Raw genomic sequence first — 23,842 nt, forward strand, 5'->3', positions numbered from 1 at the left:
AATAACACAAGGAGGGATTTTGAACATGGCAACCCCAATAGTACAGTGGTTTGATATTACAAATACACAACAAAAAACAGAATGGCAAATTGGTGTCGTTGATGCGGGCAGTGTGTCAGAAGTAACAACATTTCTTATTTGGAACAACAAGGGTGGTTCTGGCATTTTATCAGATATGACTAATTGCACCATTACAACGAAAGACGTCCTAGGAAGTAACACGGGTGAGGTTGTCACAAACAAGTGGATTGAAGCAAGGGTTGATTCATTAAATGAGAGTAATTTCACACCGATTGGTGGAACTTTTACCAAAGCCATTCAAGGCGCTGGCACTGCTGGAGCAGGTATTATTAAAGGAACAGCAAATGATGGTTCAATAGGGGCAATGACCAACTTTGCTAAAGTATCTCTTCATGCGAACGTTCCAGCAACAGCTACGGCAGGGAATTTTACTTTCTTAACCCGCGTAGCTTATCAATACACATAATGGGAGCCCCACTGCTATAGTGGGGCTTCTTGTCTACCAATACAATGGGGGAATATTTTATGTTTGGTAATAATAGAAAATTTACATCGCCTGTGGAGCAAGCTTTCATTTGGGTAGCTGAATATGCTGACGGTACCTGCACGTCTGAATTTGATTTTCACACCCGAGAAGAGCAAAGCTTTTACAACATAAAAAGAGATGAACTTATCCGCTTTGGCCTTATAGGAGGCGGTGGTTCCATGTATTTTGAAAACTACAGCGGGATATTTAAAATAATGGGCCAAATGATTGAAATGAACTATGTGACTGAGAATTCGAACTATCAACTTAATGGAAGACCCGCATTTTATAACGATATTATAACTTACAAAGATGCGGAGTTTTTGTTTAATCCTAAAATTGAAGGTTCTGGCCGCTCAGCTATAACCCAATTTAATTTCGGCTACAAAGTCAATTTCAGTGACGATGATATAGATTTTCATTTTCAAGCTATATGTCAGATTCCCTTAAATCAATTAGCCCGTCTAGATTTGAAAATTGTCACAAATACAAACTTGGATGGCAGATTGGAAATTAAACGGAATGGAAAGAAAGTAGACGATATACATGCTCCTCTTTGCAGAGGAGTGGGTGGCAGTATTGTTTGGGAACTAAAATAAGGAGGGGGATCATATGAAAGAAGCTTTTGAAAAGAGGTGTGCATTTTCCAAGCATTATGATCAAGGCGATGGCACTTTTAGAGCAGAATATTATTCAGCTCCTATTCACTATAGAGATATTAATAACACCTGGAGAGAAATTTGTACGGATATTGTACCCATACATAAATGGGAGTTTAAGGATGGTGTTACCAATAACTCATTTAATGTTTACTTTGGGGACACCACATCACAAAATTTACATCTATTTGGTTTAGAATCCTCTACTGAAGCTTATGAAAGATGGATAAACTTTAAACTCAAAGATGCTTCACCAGAAAGGGTACAAACTTTAACTTCAACTCATAAATTTATGAGTTGCTTTGATGGTGTAGATATTGAATATATTGTTTCAAACAATAGCGTAAAAGAAAACATTATTTTAAATAAAGAAACAAATTTAAGAGAATTTATATTTACTATAAAGAAAAGAAATACTGAAATAGTTCAGATTGATGATGATTTTACAATCATAGATGCATTTTCTAAGGAAGTATTATGGGAAATCGATGATCCTTATATGATAGATTCCGTTGGAAATATTAGTTGCGGTATAAAATATGCTCTAAACCACGATGGGGAGTACGAGACACTTACCGTTCAAGTAGAAGACGAAGAGTTTTTAAAAAAGGCTATTTACCCTGTGAGTATAGATCCTACAGTAATATCTAATATAACTAATTCACTAATAAAATATGATATGGGCTATCCGGTGAGTACTGCTTCGTCATTTGTAGGGCAAGCAAGTGCCGTGGAAATTGCAATGCGAAACTCTACGAGTAGTCCCAATTTAGCCATTAATAGAGGAATACTTGATATTGATTTACCCCTAGGCATTATACCTGTTAATATTGGTCTGGCCTTGTACGTTACAACTAATTCAAACTCAAATTTCACTGGGCAGGTAAATGTTTATAGAGTAACTTCTTCTTGGAGCTCCAAGCTAGATGTCCATCCTACAGTAGTAAGCCTTGGAAAGCAAGTAGCAGCGAGAAGCGGGGCTGTAGGCACTTGGTACAATATAGACATAACGAAAGCATATAGAGATATAAGTGAGCCATTTGGGGTTGCTTGGGAATTAGTTGCGGACAAAGGATTTAATGGTGGTTCACATTCAACAAGCTTTGCAAGTACTCGAAATTCTAATGCAGCTATTAGGCCTAAAATAACAATGGTTTATATTGAAAAGCCACTATTGGTTTTTCATAATGGAAACATAAACGAAGATGGATATTATAACGGAAATGGTGAAGAAATTTTTAAACTGTTGGACTTTGGAACACTTGTTGCAGGGCAGGTGTCAGAAACAAAAAGGGTATATCTTAAAAATTTGTCAGGATTTAAGGTCATTCAATTAAGAGCATTTATTCGACCTGTCGAGTTTCCGGATAATCTTAAAATCGAGATTAGTAGATACAATAGCCCCTTTATTCCAGAAGAGACGTTAATATTTAATGGTACTTTTGAAGATGGGGACGAAGTTCCTTTCTATGTGAGAATAATCACGCAAGAGGAAACCCTTACAGGTGGGGATTTTAACATATATGCCAAGGCTGGCCCTTTATAAAAATCTAGGTCAGCCTTTGTAATATCTCAATACAATGAGGAGGCAGGACAATGAATTTAGCTATATTAATGGAAACTACAAATAAAGTTTGGATTGTTTCCACTCATGGAGATGATGTTAAAGGAACTGGAAGTTTCTTAGAGCCATATGCCACTTTTGAAAAAGCTTTAAATTCTGCAGTTAGTGGAGACGGTATTTATATTGAAGTAGGAACGTATAATTTGAGTCCAAAAGTGTCGGATACCTTTTCTCAATACGGATTTGGAGATTTAAATAAAAAATTAATAATTGCAGGTGAAAATGAGAACACGATTTTAGTTTACGATGGTACAAAAGCAACTTATCGTGATAGTGTCCTTTGCTATTTTCAAAATAGTGGAACGATTATAGCAAACTTGACTTTGTCTTTTAAACCGCGGGCAGCAACGTATTCTTATTCAAAAGCAATAGCGAAAAATGGAAATGCGACCTTTAAAAATGTTTACTTTAAAAGGGATAGAACGGGGGTTGCATGGGCATTCAGCTATACACAAAGCAACAAGTTTTATAATTGCATCTTCGATGCGGGCAGCAACGGGGCAATTAAAAGTATGAATGCAGGAGCTGGAAATGCAACATATGTTAACTGTATATATGATTTTCTGCCCAATGAGGGGAGCATCACCTACGGAATAACAAGGTTAATTACAGCGAATGATTGGGATGCCACATTGCCATTACCTTCTGATATTAATGGTAAAGGTGATCCTAATCAATTGAATTTAGACGGTTCTAGGTCTCACATTGGTGTAAGGGGTGGAACGGATGCTTGGACGCCAGAATCGGCAAATTATAGAGGACTTACACAACTTGAGTCATCTATTGCTGCTATAAATCCAAATTATGTTAATGCTCCAACTAACATGCCATTACCTGAATGTAAAAACATTATTTATGTTAGTGCAAATGGGTCCGATAGTGGAGCTGGAACAGTAGATAGGCCCTTCCTCACTTTACCGTTTGCAGTAGCCCAGGCAAGTGATGGGGATTTAGTTTACATTAGTGAAGGTATTTTTCAAATAAACAATTTTTCTGAGATAGTGAAAACGGGTATTTCGTTATATGGTCAAGGCTTGTCTACCGTTATTGAATTAAACGGAGCGATTAATAAGGTTCCTACCAGATGCAATTACTATAAGCTTTGTTTCAGAGCCTCAAAAACTAGTCCAATACTCTCCTATGGTTTTTGGACATTTTCGACTACATCTTCAACTATAAATGTAGGGTTTTATAACTGTTTATTTTATGATCCTTTTAATAAGGTTAATAAAGGTGCCAGACATAATACTTATATTATCGGCGATTCATCCAGCACTGTAAAAAACACGTATTTGAAGTGTGAATTTATAAACTGTTTAAGTGTCGGAACTGCCATTTTCAGTATGTGGAATGATGGTACTGTATTAGGAGCAGTGAGGATTACAAACACTGTTACAAACTTTACCTCTTTAGACAGGCCCAATACGGAAACGGCACATACCGCAACAATTCAAACTACTAATTTAACAAGTGCTACCTTTGACGGGAACTTCTACGTTACAAGCGCCAATTGGGAAGGCAAGGGGACAGGGGCAAACCCAGATGGAACCATTTCAAATATTGGATTGTACGGCGGAACATATGCATGGGGAGAATGGAAAGCATTTGGCTATCAAATTCCTGCAAATATTAACATTAATCAAATCAATGATTTATCAACTAGTATACATGTTTATAGAAGTGATCCATTTGATGATAAGATATGTACAGCAGGATTTGCTGGAACATCCAGCGGCCTGTTTGTTTTGAATAATCATACTGATCTTAGGTTAACGAATGGAACTATTGAAGCTAGAATAAGGACATTAAATGCAGGAAGTGGTTATCGAGGTATCATTGTCAAACAAGGTGCCTATAGTGTTTTTTTAAACAATAATATTCTCGGGTTATATGATTGGTCCTCATCAGTTTTTAGGACAACAGGCTTAACTTTAAATGATGGGGAAGAACATCATGTAGCTGTTGCATTTCAACTGGGCGTAACGAATGGGACTAAAGTTTATTTAGATGGTAAACTTGTATTGACAACGACTGTTGGTTTAAGTCATCAAAATACTAGTTTAGCAATAGGTAATGGCAGTAACCCTTCAAACGCTCAAAGTTTTACAGGGGAAATAAGAGAAGTTAGAGTATGGAAAACCATTCTAAGTGCTTCAGAGGTATACGATTCGATGTTTGAATATAACCCCTTAAAGCAAGGATTAGTCTTGTATTATAATATGAAATCATATGACGGTACAATAATGTATGACATAACCTCCAATGCTATTGATGCTACAATGATAGACGTTTCTATTCATTGTTGGAGAAGCTCAGCTTTCCAATCAAAATCCTATATAAAAGTTCCCTTTCGATCAGACTTATCAACGGGTCTCCATATTTATAGAGATGATTTCAATACGCTACAACCTGTTGAGGGAGACTTGACCCTCCCCATGTCATCAAACACATCAAATGGGTATACACTAAAAGCCTCAAGAAACTATATTGCCAGTGGTTATGATATGTATCGAGCATTTGATAATGTAATTGAAGGAACCGGGTTGTGGTCTACGGGGATGAGTGGGAATGGCTGGCTAGCTATTGATATTGTGGAGAAGGCGGTTCCCACCACTTATCTCCTTCAGGCGCCTCATATTAATGTTGAGCAAATGGCTCAATCATGGAACTTTGAAGGAAGTAATGATGGTGTAAACTGGGTGATTCTTGATAGCCAAACAGATGTGCCTTCATGGTCTTCGAGAGAGCGAAGATATTATAACATTAGCTCAGAAGTTAATATGTACCAGTGGTATAGGCTCAACGTAACTTCTAATTTTAGTGGTTGGGTTTCAATTGGTGAAATAGAGATTTTTGGACTGAGGGGCGAATGGTATACCCAAAGAAGGACATTTATATGTGTTTCCCATAGAGAAGACCTACTCTCTAGCATTTACATTAAACCTACTGGAAGAATGATAGCTACAGTTGACGTGACACCAGTTTATATAGACGATCATCTGACACAATTACAGATTAAAGCACCAAATGATTTAAAGAGCCATATTTCAATATCGGCAAGAGGAAGAATGCGAGGAAGCTTAAGTATTATCCCCCCTCCAACTACAAAAATCAATATTACTCCATTTAAAGACGCCTTTGTAAGGTCCGGTGTGCCTCGTCTTAATTATGGAGCAGAGCAAGAGATGCTGGTGGGTATGACGGGAAATATGGAAGAATTTAATTCGTTTCTTGCATTTGACATAAGTAATATTCCCATTGGGCAAAAAATAACCAAGGCCATTTTAAAGCTTTATGTCGACCAGACGAGCCTTCAAGAAATTCCTATTAGCCTATATGAAATATTAGACGATTGGACTGAAAATGGTGTAACATGGGCGAGTACACCACTACATGAACGTAAGTTTCTTGACATTAGTGTTAATAGAGCTAAAGAATATATAGAAATTGATATTTTAAGCGTCATTCAATCTTGGTACAGTGGAGAGTCATATAATAAAGGTTTAATCTTAAAGTCTGAAAAACTAGTACCAGGTAACTTTGCGCGTATAGGGACACGTGAGAGAGGTGCCCATTATGCTCCAAGGCTTGAAATAGAGTATTATAGCTCTTTTATTGGGAGTTTCGGAAATGCAGATGTGAGTACAACAATAACAGCCCAGCAAAATAAATATAAAGACCTAAAGGTAAGCTTAGTTGTAAAGAGCACGTGGGATAAAACTGAGCTGCGGGGTACATTCAAAGTGTTTAACCCCGATATGCTGGAGACTTCACTTTCCGTAAGCAGAGACAGCATGAAAACCCAATTGACAGTTAAAAGGAATGAGATCGATGGAATATCCTCCACAGTTGTCATACGAAATAAGAGGGATAGTGTAATAGCTTCCGTTATTTCCATCTCTAGAGATTCGGCCATAGGGAATATGATTGTTAGACAGAAGGATTCTTCTAGTTTAGAATCGTGGTTTCAGGTGAGAAGGACGGGCTTTTCGGATTTGTTCTCCGGTCTTTCAGCGAATAATCCCGAAATATCCGGGGGAATCTCAATTTTTGAGAAATCGCTTATTTCAGGTGAAATCACTGTAATTAAAAGTACCGACAGTGACTTGAAAAGTATAATATTGGTAAGGCGAAGCGAGTATAAAGATATTCATTCAGTAGTAAATGTATGGTCTATCAGCAGCTTAATAAGTGGAATTACAGTTAAATCGGGTTATCTTGCTTCTGCTATTATAATACCATTTGCAAAGGTTAGTGACTTTAGGTCTACCATTATAATTAGTGAAAAATATGCGAGTGATTTGAATAGTTCAATCCTCGTTTCAATGGATGAAGATGGATCTTACGCTTTCATTATGTAATGAACGTCATATAGCCCTCTACCGAAGTGAGCTTCTGCTTACCTGGAGAGGGTTATTTTTCGTCCCTATTTCCTTATATTGAATAAGCAAAGAAAGGGTGAAAGTATGATGAATGAAGGAATATTGACGATTGTAGTTGGGGCCATAGTCTCTGTTATTACAGGCGTTATGGGTTATCTCGGCGGTCGTAGCAAAGATAGAATTTCAGATCGTGAGCTGCTATCCAAGGACGAACAAGCTTTTCGCGCAGAATTGCGGGCAGAGCTGCTGGATCATAAAGAAGAAATCCAGAAGCTTAGCCAAGAAATTGTTATTCTACGCAAAGAAAACATGGAGCTGGTCACTGAGAATCGGCTGCTGAATGCAAAAGTAGAGCAGCTAGTGAATCAGCTTTCGGCCGGTAGAGGAGAGAGAATAAATGCTGGATTTTAAAAAGGAGGAGTCCGCTTGTCTTTCACAATGAAATACTTGATTGAACAACGCCTGCTTCCTGTAAAGACGAAACGTCGCTCTGGTATTGCTATGAATCGTGTAGGTTTCGCGGTTGCGCATGATACTGGAAATGATGGAAGTACAGCTGCTGGCAATGTCGGATACTATATAAACTCAGCCAATGAGATGAGCGCATCAGCCCATACTTTTATCGATGACAAACAAATTATTGAATGTATTCCTGCCACAATAGGTTTAAAGGAAAAAGCCTGGCATGTGCTTTATAACACAACAGTGGACAATGCCATTTATGGGGCGGATGCCAACGATGTAGCAATTGGCGTTGAGTTATGTTACTCCCATCTGAAAGGGTCTATAAATAATACAGAGTCCTACAAAAGATATGTATGGTATTTGGCTTATATTTGCTACAAATTCAATCTGAATCCGCTAAAGGACATTATAGGGCATAATACTCTAGATCCTAAGCGGAAAGTGGACCCGACGAACGCCTTATCACGAATGGGAAAAAACTTTAACCAGTTGATTGCAGATGTGGCAAATGAGTATAAAGCTTGTGCGGGAGTAATAGTAGCGTATCCGATGAAAGAATCGACGGGACTGATTTTATGTAAAGGGAGCACTGGGGAAGAGGTCCGCAAGCTTCAAGTGAAACTGAACAAGCTAGGCTGCGAACTGACCGTGGATGGGAATTTCGGAGCAGAGACAGATCTGGCTGTAAGAGCCTTGCAAAAATCATTTGATGTGGCCCAGGATGGCCGAGTTGGACCATTGACAATGGCTAGAATAGACGCGGAGCTAGCTTCAATAGCTGAAAAAATAGTAAAGGAGGACGACCGATTGCTTCTAGTACAATGGCAAGTCGATATGCTAGTAGAAGCTTTAACGAAGCTTCAAAGGGCGGGGACGTTCGAAAGTATGGAGTGGATTGAAAAGGCTAAAAACAAGACGCTTACTTTATCAGAGCTGGCTTTCTTAAATACGATTATTCTTTCGAAAGGTTTGAAAGCACAATGACAATAACAACTTTACCTTCAACTGTGGATGCTGTAGTTTCAACAGTCGGAATTTGGCTGTTAGTAGCCGGTTTGACAGAAGCGATTACCGAAATTTTCAAGCAAGTATTGCCTACTTTTATAAAGGAAAAAACAACCTATGGCCTTTCCATTATCATTGGCATCGGTCTTGCCTTTGCCTTCCAGCTTAATCCTTTTGGCCTGAATGGAACAGCAGAGTTTGTATCGACAATGGCTGCAGGCGTTCTGGCTTCCCGTGGAGCAAATTATTTAAATAGCTTATTAAAGAAGCTAGGCATGCCGGCATCAGCTGAAAATAAATAAAAAACGAGAGGGTGTCTCTAAAGCCTATGGCTTTTGGGATACCCTCTTTTCTAATAAATAATAGGGGAAAGAGTTAATGCAAACTAAGCTCTAACAGCTAAGATGCGACCGAATATAGTCTTGAAGCTGGTCAAGCCAGCTATCCAGACTTTTTTTGGATAAAGCGCTGCTGAATCGGCCTAGCTCGTCATTGTTATATTGCACGATTACAGAAGGAGTAGATTTGATGGAGGTATGCAGTTGAGGATTATAGGCTATCTTAGTCACAATAATATGGGGTCTTTCTTGTGTAATCTGCGCCAAAGTGGTGCTTAACTGTCGACAATAAAAACAATCTTCATTCGTATACAGCAGTAGGTTTATTTCAGCAAGCTTCTCTTCATTCATGTATTATTCTTCTCCAAACGTCCACATATCTTCAGCTATGCCGATAACAGATTCGATTTGCGACATTTGCTGTTGGAACTCACTCCGCCGGGCGTGGGCTGTTATTAGAACAGCTTGATGACGAGTAATAATTTCTTCTGCCTCGGCAGCAATGTCTTCCATCACTAGAATGCCGTGCTGAAGACGGAATTGCAGATTAGTGAGAGCATCTTGGGTATTTGTTACTTCGGCTTCTGCCCAGGCCAACTGTTCAACTAGCTCGTTGTATGATCGAGAGTCAGGCGTCAATGCTTGATCAAGCAAACTTTGAAAATAAGAAGCGTTATTCATTTCGTATACCCACTTTCATTTTTTTATAAAGACTGAAAATTCTGATAATTAATGGGCCAGTTATAAACTAACCCAATTATTCACTTGAATTATGAATGGCTTTTTGCCTAATGTAATACAACACTCTTATCGAATAGAGGCTGCAATCGAACCCTTGCTCGTTCAAGAGGGCGAGAACTTTTTCTACACTCGGAATAGATGTGTTCTCTTTTATTTTTTGCGAAATTGCATGGATTTCTCGATCATATTTAGAGGTGACCTTCGAGTGGCCGGCTGGAGCGTTATTTTCTTGCTGCTGAATTTTGGAGCGAATACGTGTCAGCGTCCGATTGATGGTCATGGGATAAACACCTAGTTTATCAGCAATTTGCGAATAGCTTGCCTCCTTCATAATTAATATCATGACCGTTTTCTCAAACTCCGTGAATATGGGATCGTTTAATAGCTGCTGTACATAGACGCGATCGGTTACTTTTTGCTCAAGGTTGAGCTCGGATGTTTCCGCAATATCGAAATTAGCGATACCATCATAATGCTCCAGATCGTCACTGAACGTAGCAATCTCTCTATATCGCTCTACGGATATTTCTAAAAGCTTGGCCATCGTTTCTTCATTAGGCCTATGTCCTAACGTATGCTCAATTTCCCCCATTTTTTTTAGGAGCTCGACCGCACCACGACTTAAACGAACGGACTGAGAATCGCTATATAATAAGTGATTGATTTCCCATAAAATAGGACGTACGACAAATGTGGTGAATTTAATTCCCCTATTGAAATCAAAATCCTGCAGCGCTGTGAGGAAGCCGATGCAAGCATGCTGATATAGCTCATCGTCTGTCACCCGGAATTTCATTCTAATTTCTTCAATACTTCCTTTAAAATGCTTTATAATCGAAAAAATAAAATCGCGATTCTCTTTCAAAAATTCGCCAAGCAGCTCATTGTCCTGTTTGCATTTTTTTATGAGCTCCATATTATGCATATCTTTGAGTCCGTATTTTCGAAGCTTTTGATAGCAATGGCTCGTCAATGGATTCACCTCTAACTTTCTATTTAATTTCCTAAATTGTAAGGCTCTATACTTTAAGTAGTCGTTGTATCGGAACGAGGAGTTGCGGACATAAAAATAGACCCTATAGCTAGGGCCTAGTAAAAACTTATTCATGTCGTTCAATCGATTCAAGCGTTTTGTTTACTTTTTCAAGGTACTTTGTGCTGTAGTTTCCTTTGGCTACATTTCCTTCCCCTTGATTGTAAGCTACAATCCCTAATTCTCTTCCAAATCGTTTTTGGGTATAGGCGAGGTATTTGGAGCCCACTTCAATATTGACTGCGGGCTCGTGCAAATCTCCAACTACTTTCATATATTTCTGGGTAGCGGGCAAAATCTGAAGCAGTCCCGTATCGTTAGCCGTGCCAACTGCCTTGGCATCATATTGGCTTTCTACTTGAATCATTGCTAAAATGGTATAAGGATCAACTTTGTAAGCTTGACTGTTTTTCATAATTAGAGAAGCCCATTCTTTAGCACTGGCTTTTGCTACCTTATTTTTGAGCATATGAGCGATTAGATTACTTGTAGTTTGGTCTGTTTTTTTAACAGGTGAAGGTACAGAATCTTTTGCATGATTAGTTGCAACTGGCGGAACGTTTAGACTCTCCTCTTCCTGATCGATAGTCGTTGCAGGTGTTGAGGAATTTTTGTCATGTGGCAGGTACGAGGTCCAAAGTATAGTGATTGTTAAAACGCATGAAATTAGTCTGGGCATGGTATTGCCCTCATTTGTTCTTGAACCCGTTCGCCTTCATTTTGGGCGATTTTTATGAGATCCTCGTATGGTGGCAGATTAATTATTACTTCTTCAAGCCACTCCTCAATCATGTTCACCCTATACCTCTTTAATCCTGCTTCTGTAATGGAAGCCAAAAACAATCTCTTCCCATCATGTTGAAAATAAACTTCTTTGATTGACGTAATGGGCTGCTCGATCAGTAAAATTCCAGTTCGCAATCGATCATCCATTTTAGAAGTCATCCAATTCATACATTTGGCTCCTTTCTATTTTTATATGGTGAGTAGTGTCTTTAAGTGGATCAAAAGTTGCGGATGATAGAATAAGAAATGAAAGATTATTAGATAGCGGGATATAGCTTGTAAAATGATTGTTAAAAGATAACTAGTGAATTTTCCCTTTTTTTCGGCTAGAATAGAGCTAATCATATCTTCAAAAAGGTAGACTAGGGAGGTCGGAAATTAATGATGAATTTAGATAATTGTCCACGCTGCGGCAAGCTGTTCTCCAAGAACTTTCGTGACGTCTGTCCGGCTTGCATTAAGGAAATAGATAAAGAGTATGAGCTTTGCTCCGATTATTTGCGTAAACATAAAGGAGCGAACATACAGGATCTGTCCAATGAAACAGGGGTAAGTATCCGCCAAATTACGAAGTTTGTCAAAGAAGGTCGAATATCTATTATGAATGCGCCTAATATGGCTTATCCATGTGAGGTTTGCGGTACTCTAATTCGGGAAAACAATATGTGTGACAGCTGCAGAGCGCGTTTAATTAGCGATACGGGGAAAATGCGCAACGAGGATACCAGAAGGGCTGAGGAGCTGGAAGCACAGAAGGCTAATCAGAACATTTATAAAGGTTTGGATCGCTATAAGGATCGTTAGAATTTATTAATATTTGTCAATCGTCGATATAACTATAAATTTCTTGGGGAATCAGCCGATAATACTGTTAAAGGTTATCGGCTTATTAGCATGTGTCCAAATAAATGAGGTGAATAAATTGAAGATAAATGAACCTGGTCGTATCCATTCCATTAACCAGTACCAGAAGAAGAATGAAATGGCAGTGAACAATGCCAATAAGAAACAGAAGAAGGATGAGGTGCAGATCTCAGCCGCCGCGAAGGAGATGCTCTCTACGAGTCAGATGAACAGCCCCGAACGCGCAAAGCATATTGAGAGCCTGAAGCAATCCATAGCAACTGGAACGTATCATGTTGATTCGGGCAAGCTGGCTGAGAAGCTGCTTCCTTATTTCGGCAACAATCCAAGCGAATGAGGATGGGTGAACGGAGATGTCTCTTGAGTTAATTGCAGATACTCTGCAGCAGCAGCTAAAGCTGTATCATTCACTTCTGGAAATTGAACTTAGTAAGAAGGGCATGATTATTCAGAATCATGTTCTGCAGTTAAATGTACAGACCCAGAAGCAGAAGCTGCTTGTTGCAAAAGCGGAAGAGCTAGAACGAATGCGTACCCAACTGACTTCCCGTTATTTTAAGGATATTGGGTTTAGAATTCGCAGCGGTATTTTAGCTGAGCTGATTCGTTCCGTCACGAATCCAGAAATTAAAGTGCAGCTACTGCAGCTTCATAGCCAGCTCAATGATGTACTGGGGAAGCTGAAGGAAGCGAATGATTTGAATCAACAACTAATTAAACAATCATTAGATTTTCTGGATTTCTCTATCGGCCTAATGATGGATGACCCGAACGAGGATCTCACCTACCAGCATCCGATGAATCAAGGATATGGAAATAAGTTCAATAAACTATTTGATTCCAAAGCATAATGAGGAGATGAAACGATGAGATCAACTTTTCATTCGCTGGAAACAGCGAAAAGAAGTTTATTCACGCAGCAGGCGGCTATTAACACCGTTGGTCATAATATTGCGAATGCAAATACTGAAGGCTTCTCAAGGCAAAAAGTTACGATGGTAGCTTCTAGGCCAATTGAAGCCTATGGTATGGATCGGTCATTAGCTCCGGGTCAACTAGGAACGGGCGTTGAATTCACCTCAATTACTCGAATTCGAAATGCGTTTCTCGATTCACAGTACCGTGAACAAAGTCAAGGCTTGGGTAATTTATCTATCCAAACAGATACTTTAAGTAAGCTTGAACAGTTCGTGAATGAACCCTCAGATACAGGGATAAGAACGGTATTAGAAAATTTCTGGAATGCTTGGTCTGACCTTAGCAAAGACCCTCAAAATGTAACGGGCCGCGAAATTTTGCAAGAAACAGCCCGTGGCTTAACGGATACATTCAATGAACTGAGCCGCCAGCTTACTGATTTAGACGCAGATTTAACGTCTAATATTGAAGTGAAGGCAAACGAAGCCAACTCTCTTCTTACTATCATTTCTTCTCTAAATATGGAAATTCGCAAAATAGAGTCTATTGGTGACGATGCCAATGATTTACGAGACCAACGGGATTTGATGACAGACAAGCTATCCGCGATCATTAATATAACAGTTACTGATACGGATCAAGGATATACGATTTCCTTAGGTGGTAATGAACTTGTGGAAGCAGGCGATGTAAACCCTCTAACTTCTCTGGCTTTAGAGACAGCCTATGCGAACGGATCACTGATCGGTGGTGAGGCGTACGGGATGATCGTATCGCGCGATGTCTATGTAGCAGATTTTTCCCAACAGCTGGATACGCTTGCAAATACGCTTGCAAATGGTGAGTTTCAAGTAACGCTCCCGAAAGGCACGGTAAAACCGGGAGAGACAACGGGTATACTTGCTGATGAAGTTATCACGGTTAAAGGGATTAATGGACTGCATAAGCTTGGCTATACGCTTGGAAACCCTGTTGAAGTAGGGGAGAATTTTTTCACCTTCAAAACAGGCTCGACTGGAATTACAGCATCAAGTATACAGCTTAATCCTAATATTGCTGCCGACTCTAATAAAATTGCAACTTCTCTCCGTACAACTACTGATACAACAGGGGCTACTACTGTAGTCAAAGGTAATAATGGGTTAGCCCTTCTGATGTCAGAATTAAAGGGGAGCAAATTTTCCTTTGACGAGACAGCGCAGGGTGGAGGAATTACTGAAGCAACGGTTGGTGATTTTTATAGTGCGGTAGTCGGTGCTTTAGGGGTTCAAAGTCAGGAGTCCTCTCGTTTATATCAAAATACCCAGGCCCAACTGGATCAAGTTGATGCTAGCCGAGCGTCAGTTAGCGGCGTGTCTCTTGATGAAGAAATGTCTGAGCTCATTAAGTATCAATATGCCTATAGTGCTTCCGCAAGATTTATGACTACTTTTGACCAAATGCTAGAGAAGCTTATTAATGGAACAGGTGTGGTTGGAAGATAATTCAAATATAGCTGAACGACAAGTAAATTAGATTTATTTGAAAGAGGAGGGCTACGAACATGTCACTACGTGTTACACAAGGTATGATGCACATGCAGCTTACTAGAAACCTGAATCGAAATATGTCCCAGATGGAGCAATTGCAGCAGCAAACGACAACAGGTCGCAAGTTAAATAAAGCTTCCGATGATCCGGTGGGCATTACTTATTCTATTCGTTACCGTTCGGAGATTTCCGCCAATGATCAATATCAGAAAAATGTGGATTCCGCTTTATCTTGGTTGGATTTCAACGACACTGTAATAGGTCAAGCCGGCGATGTTCTGCAACGTGTAAAGGAATTGGCTACACAAGGTGCTACGGGGACAAATCCACAAATTGCCCTTGATAACATTAAAAGCGAAATTCAACAGCTGAAAAGTCAACTTATCGACATTGCAAACAGTAAGCTGAACGGGAAGTATATTTTTAACGGTGAACAATTTGATCAAATGCCTTATGATCTTTCCGTTCCAGGTTCGGATGCTAAAGCTCTAGAAACGGACGATGGCAAGATTCAATATGCAGTAGGTGTGAATGTGAAGCTGGATATTAATCTGACGGGAAATCAGGTATTTGGAGAACCTGATCCAGCAGGTACTGGAGATAATGTATTCTCCGTAATAGATCGGGTGATAACGGCGCTTGGCACAGGGAACTATAGCGGTGTTACGGCTGAGCTTGGAAATATTGAATCCAGCATGGATCGTTTTTTGAATGTGAGATCTGAAGTTGGAGCGAGAGTTAATCGTGTTGAGTTGATGCAGGGGAGACTATCAGACCTTGCTATCAACTTAACGGATATGCAGTCCAAAACAGAAGATGCTGATTTCGAAAAGCTGCTTATTGATACACAAATTAATGAGAATATATACCAAGCATCACTCTCCGTAGGTGCCAAAGTAATAAGCAAATCATTAGTTGACTTCTTGAGATAGAGATGAAGTTACCTCAACTGAACATACAATCGACATTAGGGAAAATCGGTATACAGTCTGAATTAGGTAAATATGATATTAAGCAGAGCAGTGCTACATTAGACATTTCAACTGTTCATACTACAATGGATATTAAATCATCCCAGCCTATTGTAGTTATTGATCAATCTAAAATGTGGGATGCCCTAACAGGGGGGAAGCCCGAGGCTTTCTGGAATCGTATTTATAATCAATTCGGTCGATTTGTACAAGAGGGCATATCACAAACGATCCAGGATTATGATCGAATCGGCGATATATTATATGATGGAGATCCAGTCGGGGATATTGCTGGCGAGAGCTTCTCCAGACAATCATATCAACTGCAGATTTTTGGTCCTGCATCAGCTGGTAATATTAGCTTTGAAGCAGTAATTCAGAAGCCGGAAATTAATATTACCCCAGGCCATGTGGAGATGAATGTTCAAACTAGTAAGCCGCAAATTGAGTATCAGAGAGGGGGCGTCAACATCTATATGGAACGGTATCCTTCCGTACAAATAACGCCTCCTCAAATTGATTTGACTTTATAAACCTGCCATAATGAAAACAAGAAGCTATAGAATCGTAATGCGATGCTATAGCTTCTTGCTTTAGTGTAACGATTAAAGGAGTGTGACTGTATTGTTAATACAAACGACACGGTTTGGTGAGATAGAATGTAAGGATGAAGAGCTGCTGACTTTTACTAATGGAATACCAGGCTTTAAAGAATATCTAAAATATTTCTTAATTGTGATTGATGACAGTCCCTTTATATATTTGCAATCTGTAGAAGAAAAGTCACTTGCTTTTATAGTCGTTTCTCCGTTTGATTTTTTCCCTGACTATGAGTTTGAGCTGCCTGAACTTGTAGAGCAGGAAATGGATGTAAAGCGAACGACAGACATTAAAATATTGAATATTATAAGTGTTAATGGAGATCTAACGACAGCTACATTAAATCTTGCTGCCCCATTAATTATAAATTTAGCAAACAGAACAGGAATGCAATATATTATCTCAGATGAGAAGTATTCCATTCGTCAGCCTCTATTTGCTGATTCCTTAATAGTGGAAGGGAGTCGATAATATGCTTGTTTTGAGCAGGAAAAAAGGACAATCCCTGTTTATTGGTGATGATATAGAAATTAGTATTTTAGAAGTTAACAATGATACTATAAAGATTGGCATAACAGCACCTAAAGAAATATCTATTTTGCGCAAGGAACTATACGTTTCTGTAGAGGATATGAATCGGGCAGCAGAGAAATCTCTGATCAGCAACACGGAGCTGAAAAAACAATTTGGTGAAATCAAAAAAAACAAGCTATAAACTCTGACTGAATTTGGCCGATATATATATTATGGCTGATAAAGGGCGGCCGACCTGGCTCAGCAAACCACAAGGATGTGGATCATTCATTTCAAGGAGGAAATAACAATGCGTATTAATCACAACATTACTGCTTTGAACACTCACCGTAATATGGGTCTGAATACTGCTGCTGCAGGTAAAGGTATGGAGAAATTGTCTTCCGGTCTTCGTATTAACCGTGCGGCTGACGATGCTGCTGGCTTGGCAGTATCCGAGAAAATGCGCGGTCAAATCCGCGGTCTTGAGCAAGCTCAACGCAACGTTCAAGATGGTATCTCCTTCGTACAAACAGCTGAGGGCGCAATGAATGAAGTTAGCTCCATGCTTACTCGAATGAAAGAGCTGAACGTTCAGAAAGCAAACGAAACTTACCAAGCATCTGATAAAGCTAACATCGACCTTGAGCTTGATGAGCTGGGTGGTCAAATCGATAAAATTATGACGGACACGAAATTCAACAGCATTTCTCTGACTGCTGCTGATGTGAAGATTCAATCTGATGATAATGCTCAACAAATCACTATCAAAAAAGTAGATACAACTGGCTTCTCCGGTTTGACTAAGGCAAGTATACTTTCTGACATTGAAACTGGTATTACAAACGTTGCAACACAACGTGCAACACTCGGTGCTACACAAAATCGTCTGGAGTACACATCCAACAACTTGGGTACTACAGTAGAGAACCTGACTGCGTCCGAATCCCGTATTCGCGATACAGATATGGCGAAAGAAATGGTCGATCTTACGAAGAACAACATTCTTCTTCAAGCTTCGCAAGCGATGCTTGCTCAAGCAAACTCGCAGCCGCAAGGCGTTCTTTCCCTGCTTCGTTAATTTTCGGAATAACCAACAGCCTGTTGAGAAAATCAACAGGCTGTTTTTTTATATTTGCTCTAATACGAGATTCAGGACTATGATCGGATTGGCAATATATTATATGATGGTGATCCAGTTGGTGATATTGCTGCTGAGAGCTTTTCCAGACAATCATATCAACTGCAGATTTTCGGTCCTGCCCTGTTATAGGTAATGATATAGAAAAGCATTTTAGAGGTGACCAATGATATTGTGAAGATTGGCATAACAGCACCTAAAGATATATCTATTTTGCGCAAGGAACTATATGTTTCTGTAGAGGATATGAATCGGGCAGCTGAGAAATCTCTTATCAGCAACACGGAGCTAAAAAACCAATTTGGTGAATTGAAAAAAAATAATAACAAGCTATAAACTTTGACTGAATTTGGCCGATATATATATTATGGCTGATAAAGGGCGGCCGACCTGGCTCAGCATACCACAAGGATGTGGATCATTCATTTCATTTCAGGGAGGAAATAACAATGCGTATTAATCACAACATTACTGCTTTGAACACTCACCGTAACATGGGTCTGAATACTGCTGCTGCAGGTAAAGGTATGGAGAAATTGTCTTCCGGTCTTCGCATTAACCGTGCGGCTGACGATGCTGCTGGCTTGGCAGTATCCGAGAAAATGCGCGGCCAAATCCGCGGTCTTGAGCAAGCTCAACGCAACGTTCAAGATGGTATCTCGTTCGTACAAACAGCTGAGGGCGCAATGAATGAAGTGAGCTCCATGCTTACTCGTATGAAAGAGCTGAACGTTCAGAAAATTAACGAAACTTACCAAGCATCTGATAAAGCTAACATCGACCTTGAGCTTGATGAGCTGGGTGTTCAAATCGATAAAATTATGACGGACACGAAATTCAACAACATTTCTTTGACTGCTGCTGATGTGAAGATTCAATCTGATGATAATGCTCAACAAATCACTATCAAAAAAGTAGATACAACTGGCTTCTCCGGTTTGACTAAGGCAAGTGGACTTCCTCTCATTGAAACTGCTATTACAAACGTTGCAACACAACGTGCAACACTCGGTGCTACACAAAACCGTCTGGAGTACACATCCAACAACTTGGGTACTACAGTAGAGAACCTGACTGCGTCCGAATCCCGTATTCGCGATACAGATATGGCGAAAGAAATGGTCGATCTTACGAAGAACAACATTCTTCTTCAAGCTTCGCAAGCGATGCTTGCTCAAGCAAACTCGCAGCCGCAAGGCGTTCTTTCCCTGCTTCGTTAATTTTCGGAATAACCAACAGCCTGTTGAGAAAATCAACAGGCTGTTTTTTTATATTTGCTCTAATAAAGTTTATTGTTTTTTCCGATATTAGTAATAGAGATATTGAGTCGGTATGGGAGGTTTGTTAATGAACATTTCCTCAGTCAATCAGTCAACAGGTTATAAGCCTGACAAAAACGTAAATAACGAATCCTTGTCAGGTAGGGAGAGTGTAGTTTCTCAGATTAAGACAGTTGATGCCTTACAGCAAGCAGAGCTGCAAGGCGAGAAGGTTACTATTGGAGACATGCAGGTGGTGAGGACCATTGATCGTGTTCTCAAAGCGATTCAGGGCCCTGATACGACATTTGAGATGTCGGTACATGAACAAACCAAAGCAATTGTTATTAAAGTGTTAAACAAGGAGACAGGGGAGTTGATCCGGGAGATTCCACCCGAGAAAACGCTCGATCTGGTAGCGAAATTTATGGAAATAAACGGCATTCTAATTGATAAAAGAGTTTAAGAGGAGGAAGAGAAGATGAGAATATCAGGATTGGCATCAGGCATGCAAGTTGACGATATGGTCAAGGAAATGATGAAAGCCAAACGGACGTCGTATAATACGATGGTTCAGAAACGGTTATCAATAGAATATCAACGGGAAGCTTATAGGGAAATGAGCAGCAAGATTGTTGATTTTCGCAATAATAAGATACAATCATATAATATGTCAAACGCGATAACGGCTAAGACAACCGAGGTTACAGGCAATGCATCTGCTCTAACAGTAAATGCGACTAATTCATCTGCTGCAGGATCATTAAATGTAAGTGTCAACCAAGTGGCATCTGCTGCCGGAACTGTCTTTACCTATAATCCAGATGCAGATACAAATACGGTTAACAGCACTGCAGGCATGAAGCTTACGGATCTTGGATTTACCGCGGCTGGTAGTGATGTTATTGTTAAAGTCAATGATGTTGAAATTAAGTTAGATGCAGCAACAGCTACTCTCAAAGAATTAGCTTTGGCAATTAATGATAACAAGAACGCGAAAGCAACATCTTATTATAATGAAACGACGGGTCAGTTATCTATTATGAATAGCCAGACAGGTTCAACTGCGGTGAAATTAGAAGGGTTCAACACAATGACTGGTTTTGATCAGAAGGCTATTGTGGGTAAGGATGCAGTGATTTCACTCAACGGAGTAGAATATACACAAAGCAGCAATCGATTTGTAATTAACGGCTTTGATTTTACGATTAAGTCGGAATCTGGTACGAATGGTGTAACAACGTTAACTTCTGTATCGGATACGAACAAGATTATGGATTCAATTAAATCATTTGTTAACGACTATAATAATTTAATAGGGTCGATTAATTCTAAGTTATCTGAGGATAAATACAGAACCTACCTTCCATTAACTGACGAGCAGAAAGAAGGTATGGAAGAAAGCCAGATTAAGTTATGGGAAGACAAAGCGAAAAGCGGATTAATTCGTAATGACAGTATTTTGACCAAGTTAGTATCAGATCTTCGTATAGCCACAACTTCACTTGTGGGTGGCTTTGATACTGGTCAAGTTGATGGCGGTGGTAAAGCAATATTTCAATCAATTGGTATTTCGACGGGGTCTTATTCGGAGAAAGGTAAACTGGTTCTGAACGAGGAGACGCTTCGAACTGCACTGGAGAAGGATCCTGATAAAGTCATCGAAATGTTTACGAAGCGTGGGACAAATGTATCGCCTGGTAGCACGGAATCCGGAGTGTTTGCAAAAATGTCTGCTTCTGCAGCAGATTCTTTGCAAAGTCTGTCCTCCAAGGCGGGTACATCCCTTACTAGTACGGAGCTGAAAGGATCATTTTTAGAAAGCTCCATAATAAGTGGTCAGCTTCGTCTGATGAAAGAACGTGAAAGCAGCATGCTTACTCGTTTAAACAAAACTGAAACCCAATTGTATAAGCAATTTACCGCTATGGAGACGGCAATCAATAAATTTAATTCCCAAGCCTCCAGCTTGTCCAGCTTCTCAGGTTAAAAGGAGTGAACTGCAGTGATTAATTCACCATATCAAATATACAAACAGTCATCCGTTCAAACCGCTGCGCCTGAGCAACTCATTATTATGCTGTATGATGGAGCCATTAGATTTATCAAGGGCGGGATTGAGGGTATTCGTACTCGGAACTATGAACAAGCTAATTTGAGCTTGCAGAAATGCCAGTCTATTATTAATGAGCTTATTGCAGCGCTTAATTTTGATATTCCACTTTCAAAAGAATTGTATCGTATCTATGAATATATGCTGCATTTGACGATTCAAGCTAATATTAAGAAGGATACAGTCCCAGCTGAAGAGGCATTGAATTACTTGGAGGAGCTTCGTGTAACATGGAAAGAAGCGATTAAAGGAACGACTTCAACCATTCAACTCCAACAGAGCGCTGAATAATATGGCAATCCAGAAATTATATGATATGACACAAGCCATGGCAGCGGTACTAATGGAAAACACAGAAGAAGATTTTTATACTTTAGTTGAGCTTCGAGACGAGGTTTTAAAAAATCTCCAAGCAAATTCTGAGATATCGGAATCGGATAAGCAACTGCTCTCTAAAATATTAGAGTATGATCAGGTTATTGTGGAGAGAATGAATACTATCAGAAGTGAAGCCTCCGTAGCACTTGGTAAAATTCAATCGTTCCGTCTACAAAAAAATGCATACGATATGGGATATTCCACTGAAAGCTATTTTTTTGATCAGAAAAAATAATGCTGGCTGATAGAAGTCGCTTGGGATTTATATCCAAGCGACTTCTATCATTTTTTAAGGAATGAATGCCGATATAACAGTAAGAAACGTAAACGGACCAAGAGTTATTACGAGGAGGATACATATGACCGAAGACTATGCGCTGATTCCTAAGTATATGGAACATTTTCAATGTATTGGAGCAGAATGCGAGGACACCTGCTGTGCTTTATGGCATATCTCAATTGATAAACGTAGTTATAATAAATATATGAATGTGAAGGATCGCGCATGGCGGGAACGCTTTAAAGGGAACGTTACTAAAATAGAGACGAATGCTCATGATGCCCATTATGCATCTATGAAATTGGATGGACAAACAGGCGGCTGCACCATGCTTGATAACGGCTTATGCTCGATTCAAGCTAATTTAGGAGAGGATTATCTCAGTCCAACTTGTGCTACCTATCCTAGAAAGATTAATGAGGTTAGTGGTGTGCAAGAGATATCAGCTACTCCTTCTTGCCCCGAGATTGCCAGAATCATGTTGCTTGAGCCAAATGGAATCGAATTTATTCAAGGTAAGTCACTTAGAAAGCCTAATATTTACGTGAATCGTAAAGTAAGCGCTAATACTGGGGAATTTTCTTCGTTTTTATGGGATATTCGTATAGCAGCAATTGAAATTTTGCAAAACCGGGAATTTGAATTACCACATCGCCTGTTGCTTCTTGGTTGGCTTTGCGATCAAATTTATGAAGCTACAAAAAACGGTGATTTTTCAGTAGTAACCGACGAAATAGCCAAGTTTAAATATCAAATGGAAACGAATTCCGAACTTAGGGATTATAAAGTTTTTCCTTCAAATACTGAATTTCAGCTGACATTCCTTAATAAACTGATTGTGAATCGTGCTGAGCAAAAGATTTGGAATGTAAGATACAGGGAATGCCTGGACGATTATATTAATGGCCTTGAAAATGAACATGAGGATCCAGAAAATATTATGAAACACTATACACAAGCGTATATGGAGTATTATTTGCCTTATATAAAAGATCATGAATATATTTTGGAAAACTATTTGGTTAATACCGTATATCATACGCTGTTTCCTGTCTCGGGAAAGTTGAATATATTCGAACAATTTACGATGCTTGCTGTTAATTTCTCATTAATAAAGATGCATCTGATAGGCATAGCAAAATATCATGAGGGTTTGACAGATGAAATAGTAGTTAAATTAATTCAGTCCTTCTCGAAAAATTATGAGCACAATAATCAGTTCGTTAAGGATGTATGTGCAGAGTTGAAAAAGGAAAACTATGACACGATCGGTCATTTGTCTCTATTAATTAAAAATGAGTAACTATATAACTGGAAAAAATGTAACTCCTTAATATCAGTTAATAGAATATTAAAACAAGAAAAATCTCCTGTTTTACAGGGGATTTTTCTTGTTTTTGACCTGTAAAAACAAAAAAACTGAATGGTTCTGTGCTATGAGAAATGACTATAATGCCATGATTAGAAAAGAAACCAATAGAAACTACTCCCATCTTAACATCGGCGTTTACGGAGAATTAGGATTCTTGAGTGGTTGGGCTTTTATTCTGTTACTATTTTTTTAATTAAATATTGAGAATAGAACTAATATTATAGGAAAAAATTCCGATATAATATTTAGATGCTAAACTTCATTGGCATAAAAGCTCTTTTTCTAGAATAGAGCTAACGGCATATGGGGTTTTGTAGGAAAAAC

The 23,842-nt window shown here is 39.2% G+C and carries 28 protein-coding genes; 23 read left to right on the plus strand and 5 right to left on the minus strand.

What is annotated here, in order from left to right; translation table 11 throughout:
- The first annotated feature begins 25 nt into the window (after positions 1 to 25).
- The 7 genes from ABEW34_RS17220 (at position 26) to ABEW34_RS17250 (ending at position 8,984) form a co-directional block, all read left to right on the plus strand.
- Entirely contained in the window at positions 26 to 487 is a 462-nt protein-coding gene (locus ABEW34_RS17220) for a hypothetical protein (RefSeq protein ID WP_430160391.1), read from the plus strand.
- Between the two features lie 59 nt (positions 488 to 546).
- Complete coding sequence (locus ABEW34_RS17225; RefSeq protein ID WP_430160392.1) at positions 547 to 1,146, plus strand: hypothetical protein; 600 nt, start codon at positions 547 to 549, stop codon at positions 1,144 to 1,146.
- Positions 1,147 to 1,159: 13 nt separating this feature from the next.
- Positions 1,160 to 2,752: a hypothetical protein gene (locus ABEW34_RS17230; protein WP_430160393.1), complete on the plus strand. Its 1,593-nt coding sequence runs from the start codon at positions 1,160 to 1,162 to the stop codon at positions 2,750 to 2,752.
- A 50-nt stretch (positions 2,753 to 2,802) separates the two neighbouring features.
- On the plus strand, positions 2,803 to 7,191 hold the full coding sequence (locus ABEW34_RS17235; RefSeq protein ID WP_430160394.1) for a DNRLRE domain-containing protein: 4,389 nt from the start codon (positions 2,803 to 2,805) through the stop codon (positions 7,189 to 7,191).
- A 105-nt stretch (positions 7,192 to 7,296) separates the two neighbouring features.
- Positions 7,297 to 7,623 carry a hypothetical protein gene (locus tag ABEW34_RS17240; RefSeq protein WP_430160395.1) on the plus strand — a complete coding sequence of 109 codons (327 nt, stop codon included), beginning with the start codon at positions 7,297 to 7,299 and terminating at the stop codon, positions 7,621 to 7,623.
- A gap of 15 nt (positions 7,624 to 7,638) precedes the next feature.
- A complete protein-coding gene (locus ABEW34_RS17245; RefSeq protein ID WP_430160396.1) occupies positions 7,639 to 8,661 on the plus strand; it encodes a peptidoglycan recognition protein family protein in 1,023 nt (340 codons plus the stop codon).
- A complete protein-coding gene (locus ABEW34_RS17250) occupies positions 8,658 to 8,984 on the plus strand; it encodes a hypothetical protein (RefSeq protein WP_430160397.1) in 327 nt (108 codons plus the stop codon). The genes ABEW34_RS17245 and ABEW34_RS17250 overlap by 4 nt, the downstream gene beginning before the upstream one ends.
- A gap of 90 nt (positions 8,985 to 9,074) precedes the next feature.
- Here the strand turns inward: ABEW34_RS17250 and ABEW34_RS17255 are convergent, their stop codons facing one another.
- The 5 genes from ABEW34_RS17255 to ABEW34_RS17275 all read right to left on the minus strand — a co-directional run bounded on the left by ABEW34_RS17255 (position 9,075) and on the right by ABEW34_RS17275 (position 11,748).
- On the minus strand, positions 9,075 to 9,371 hold the full coding sequence (locus ABEW34_RS17255) for a hypothetical protein (RefSeq protein ID WP_430160398.1): 297 nt from the start codon (positions 9,369 to 9,371) through the stop codon (positions 9,075 to 9,077).
- Between the two features lie 3 nt (positions 9,372 to 9,374).
- A complete protein-coding gene (locus ABEW34_RS17260; protein ID WP_430160399.1) occupies positions 9,375 to 9,701 on the minus strand; it encodes a hypothetical protein in 327 nt (108 codons plus the stop codon).
- A gap of 76 nt (positions 9,702 to 9,777) precedes the next feature.
- Positions 9,778 to 10,869 (minus strand): sigma-70 family RNA polymerase sigma factor, encoded by a 1,092-nt coding sequence (locus tag ABEW34_RS17265; protein ID WP_430160400.1) that lies wholly within the window; start codon positions 10,867 to 10,869, stop codon positions 9,778 to 9,780.
- Positions 10,862 to 11,473: a lytic transglycosylase domain-containing protein gene (locus ABEW34_RS17270; RefSeq protein WP_430160401.1), complete on the minus strand. Its 612-nt coding sequence runs from the start codon at positions 11,471 to 11,473 to the stop codon at positions 10,862 to 10,864. The genes ABEW34_RS17265 and ABEW34_RS17270 overlap by 8 nt, the downstream gene beginning before the upstream one ends.
- Positions 11,461 to 11,748: a hypothetical protein gene (locus ABEW34_RS17275; protein WP_430160402.1), complete on the minus strand. Its 288-nt coding sequence runs from the start codon at positions 11,746 to 11,748 to the stop codon at positions 11,461 to 11,463. Before ABEW34_RS17275 ends, ABEW34_RS17270 begins: the two co-directional genes overlap by 13 nt.
- Positions 11,749 to 11,964: 216 nt before the next feature.
- Here ABEW34_RS17275 and ABEW34_RS17280 point away from each other — a divergent pair, with 216 nt between their 5' ends.
- The 16 genes from ABEW34_RS17280 to fliB all read left to right on the plus strand — a co-directional run bounded on the left by ABEW34_RS17280 (position 11,965) and on the right by fliB (position 23,449).
- Positions 11,965 to 12,384, plus strand: a complete 420-nt coding sequence (locus tag ABEW34_RS17280; protein ID WP_430160454.1) for a TIGR03826 family flagellar region protein — start codon at positions 11,965 to 11,967, stop codon at positions 12,382 to 12,384.
- Between the two features lie 109 nt (positions 12,385 to 12,493).
- The gene (flgM, locus tag ABEW34_RS17285; protein WP_430160403.1) at positions 12,494 to 12,781 is read left to right on the plus strand and encodes a flagellar biosynthesis anti-sigma factor FlgM; all 288 of its coding nucleotides are present in this window, start codon (positions 12,494 to 12,496) and stop codon (positions 12,779 to 12,781) included.
- A gap of 16 nt (positions 12,782 to 12,797) precedes the next feature.
- Positions 12,798 to 13,295, plus strand: a complete 498-nt coding sequence (locus ABEW34_RS17290) for a flagellar protein FlgN (protein WP_430160404.1) — start codon at positions 12,798 to 12,800, stop codon at positions 13,293 to 13,295.
- 15 nt (positions 13,296 to 13,310) lie between these two features.
- A complete protein-coding gene (gene flgK, locus ABEW34_RS17295) occupies positions 13,311 to 14,846 on the plus strand; it encodes a flagellar hook-associated protein FlgK (RefSeq protein ID WP_430160405.1) in 1,536 nt (511 codons plus the stop codon).
- Between the two features lie 59 nt (positions 14,847 to 14,905).
- Positions 14,906 to 15,823 (plus strand): flagellar hook-associated protein FlgL, encoded by a 918-nt coding sequence (gene flgL, locus ABEW34_RS17300; protein ID WP_430160406.1) that lies wholly within the window; start codon positions 14,906 to 14,908, stop codon positions 15,821 to 15,823.
- Positions 15,824 to 15,825: 2 nt separating this feature from the next.
- Entirely contained in the window at positions 15,826 to 16,395 is a 570-nt protein-coding gene (locus ABEW34_RS17305; RefSeq protein WP_430160407.1) for a DUF6470 family protein, read from the plus strand.
- A 91-nt stretch (positions 16,396 to 16,486) separates the two neighbouring features.
- A complete protein-coding gene (gene fliW, locus ABEW34_RS17310) occupies positions 16,487 to 16,933 on the plus strand; it encodes a flagellar assembly protein FliW (protein ID WP_430160408.1) in 447 nt (148 codons plus the stop codon).
- 1 nt (position 16,934) lies between these two features.
- On the plus strand, positions 16,935 to 17,177 hold the full coding sequence (gene csrA, locus ABEW34_RS17315) for a carbon storage regulator CsrA (RefSeq protein WP_430160409.1): 243 nt from the start codon (positions 16,935 to 16,937) through the stop codon (positions 17,175 to 17,177).
- Between the two features lie 108 nt (positions 17,178 to 17,285).
- On the plus strand, positions 17,286 to 18,056 hold the full coding sequence (locus tag ABEW34_RS17320) for a flagellin (RefSeq protein WP_430160410.1): 771 nt from the start codon (positions 17,286 to 17,288) through the stop codon (positions 18,054 to 18,056).
- Between the two features lie 219 nt (positions 18,057 to 18,275).
- Positions 18,276 to 18,452 (plus strand): carbon storage regulator, encoded by a 177-nt coding sequence (locus ABEW34_RS17325; protein WP_430160411.1) that lies wholly within the window; start codon positions 18,276 to 18,278, stop codon positions 18,450 to 18,452.
- A 113-nt stretch (positions 18,453 to 18,565) separates the two neighbouring features.
- Complete coding sequence (locus tag ABEW34_RS17330) at positions 18,566 to 19,336, plus strand: flagellin (protein ID WP_430160412.1); 771 nt, start codon at positions 18,566 to 18,568, stop codon at positions 19,334 to 19,336.
- Between the two features lie 127 nt (positions 19,337 to 19,463).
- The gene (locus ABEW34_RS17335) at positions 19,464 to 19,841 is read left to right on the plus strand and encodes a flagellar protein FlaG (RefSeq protein WP_430160413.1); all 378 of its coding nucleotides are present in this window, start codon (positions 19,464 to 19,466) and stop codon (positions 19,839 to 19,841) included.
- A 15-nt stretch (positions 19,842 to 19,856) separates the two neighbouring features.
- A complete protein-coding gene (gene fliD / locus ABEW34_RS17340; RefSeq protein ID WP_430160414.1) occupies positions 19,857 to 21,365 on the plus strand; it encodes a flagellar filament capping protein FliD in 1,509 nt (502 codons plus the stop codon).
- Between the two features lie 15 nt (positions 21,366 to 21,380).
- Positions 21,381 to 21,779, plus strand: coding sequence for a flagellar export chaperone FliS (fliS, locus tag ABEW34_RS17345; protein ID WP_430160415.1), 399 nt, complete (start codon positions 21,381 to 21,383; stop codon positions 21,777 to 21,779).
- 1 nt (position 21,780) lies between these two features.
- Positions 21,781 to 22,101, plus strand: coding sequence for a hypothetical protein (locus ABEW34_RS17350; RefSeq protein WP_430160416.1), 321 nt, complete (start codon positions 21,781 to 21,783; stop codon positions 22,099 to 22,101).
- A gap of 124 nt (positions 22,102 to 22,225) precedes the next feature.
- The gene (fliB, locus tag ABEW34_RS17355; protein WP_430160417.1) at positions 22,226 to 23,449 is read left to right on the plus strand and encodes a flagellin lysine-N-methylase; all 1,224 of its coding nucleotides are present in this window, start codon (positions 22,226 to 22,228) and stop codon (positions 23,447 to 23,449) included.
- Positions 23,450 to 23,842 lie beyond the last annotated feature (393 nt).

This window comes from Paenibacillus algorifonticola (assembly GCF_050481745.1).
Lineage (GTDB): Bacteria > Bacillota > Bacilli > Paenibacillales > Paenibacillaceae > Pristimantibacillus > Pristimantibacillus algorifonticola_A.